This is a genomic window from Streptomyces sp. SID5464 (assembly GCF_009862985.1).
Classification (GTDB): Bacteria; Actinomycetota; Actinomycetes; order Streptomycetales; family Streptomycetaceae; genus Streptomyces; species Streptomyces chartreusis_D.
In genome coordinates, this window is the sequence record NZ_WWIQ01000015.1 from 1 (window position 1) to 240 (window position 240).

The following is a 240-nucleotide window of genomic DNA, read 5'->3' on the forward strand; positions in this document are numbered from 1 at the left end:
GCGAGCTTCTCACCGACCCTCGGCGCGGGCTCGCCGCTGGGCCCGAACGTCCGGCTCATCGACGCTCCTGACCCGCGCCTCGTCGCGCCGGGATCGACGCTCGCCGAGCACATGCGGCAGCAGGTGCGCGGCGCGATCGACGACCTCGAGCGCCACGGCTACCGGCTCGCGGCCCTGATCACCGACTGCGCCCACAGCAGCGACGGCATCTTCACCGACCCCCCTGGCTACATGCAGGCC

1 pseudogene is annotated in these 240 nt (G+C 73.3%); it reads left to right on the forward strand.

Features of this window, described 5'->3' with window-relative positions:
* Positions 1-240: pseudogene (locus tag GTY47_RS12795) on the forward strand (aspartate aminotransferase family protein); the annotation flags it as partial.